The following is a 216-nucleotide window of genomic DNA, read 5'->3' as shown; positions in this document are numbered from 1 at the left end:
GCAGCAAGTGGGTGAAATCCTGGCGGCAAGCGCCTATTGGCTGCCGCGGTTTCCCTCCCGGTTTTCCTCTGCCAACAACCATCTCGTGGCAGAACTGGCTGGCGAGTATCTGATCGGCCTGGCATTGGGGACCGAGGCCGACGCTGCACGCGGCGCCCTCCTGGCCGAGACGCGCAAGCAGATTCTCGCCGATGGCGCCGGTGCCGAGCAGACCCC

1 pseudogene is annotated in these 216 nt (G+C 66.2%); it reads left to right on the top strand.

Going from position 1 to position 216, the window contains the following annotated elements:
* A pseudogene (locus tag E5W87_RS33850) lies at nt 1–216 on the top strand (heparinase); the annotation flags it as partial.

It is taken from the genome of Mesorhizobium sp. (genome assembly GCF_004962925.1).
Taxonomy (GTDB): domain Bacteria; phylum Pseudomonadota; class Alphaproteobacteria; order Rhizobiales; family Rhizobiaceae; genus Mesorhizobium.
The sequence above is the reverse complement of the archived record's forward strand: the minus strand, read 5'-3'. Positions and strand labels throughout refer to the sequence as shown.